We start from the raw sequence: 726 nt of genomic DNA on the forward strand, positions 1-726 counted from the left end.
ACCCGTCTACCAGGGGCTCTGCTACGTCATCAGGCGAACACCGGACCCGCGATCATGCCGTGATCAGCACCCGCCGCCGGAGGATGAAAAGGGGTCAGTGATTGGCAATTCCCTGAAACCGTGGAGTCGCTTCTCTGCGGCGATGGCCTGCTGAGCCTTCGCTCTGCTCGCCGCCCGAGCGGCCGTGATGCGTCGTTCGTCGGCAGGGCTGTGCCTGCGGCGGGCGTTGTAGAAGTCGGCGATCCAGATGGCGATCTTTACGCGGGCTTCCGCTCGGGTGACGAAGTGATGCCGGTGTGCGAACTCGACTTTCAGGGTGGAGCTGAACGACTCGGCCGCGGCGTTGTCCAGCGCGCAGCCGATCCTGCTCCTGGACTGCACCACGCCCCAGTGCCGGTAGGCGGCCTGAAAGCGGGCGGCGGTGTACTCGCTGCCGCGGTGTGAGCGCCAACTCCACCAGTGCCTGGACCACCCAGCAGGTCCGTAACCTGCTGGTGGACCTCGGCGGCCGGATCAGCTCCTTCCGCTTTCTCATCCAGAACCGAGATGCCAAGCTCTCGGGTGTCTTCGATGGGGTCTTCGCTGGCGCGGACGTGACGGTGGTGAAGACCCCGCCGCGAACGCCGCGGCTAAGAACTTCTAACGCAATGAGGTAAGGCGTCGCCAGCAGATGAGTGCACAGGCCAGCTTGAGGAAAGCCTCGTGGATGTCGGCACGGACCTCCCA

Annotated in this window: 1 protein-coding gene; it reads right to left on the reverse strand. The window is 64.9% G+C overall.

The annotated features are described in order from the left end of the window. Positions 1 to 63: 63 nt before the first annotated feature. Positions 64 to 384 carry an integrase core domain-containing protein gene (locus ABFX50_RS51790; RefSeq protein WP_379504382.1) on the reverse strand — a complete coding sequence of 107 codons (321 nt, stop codon included), beginning with the start codon at positions 382 to 384 and terminating at the stop codon, positions 64 to 66. Positions 385 to 726 lie beyond the last annotated feature (342 nt).

It is taken from the genome of Nonomuraea recticatena, from assembly GCF_039533245.1.
In the GTDB taxonomy this organism is placed as follows: Bacteria; Actinomycetota; Actinomycetes; order Streptosporangiales; family Streptosporangiaceae; genus Nonomuraea; species Nonomuraea roseola.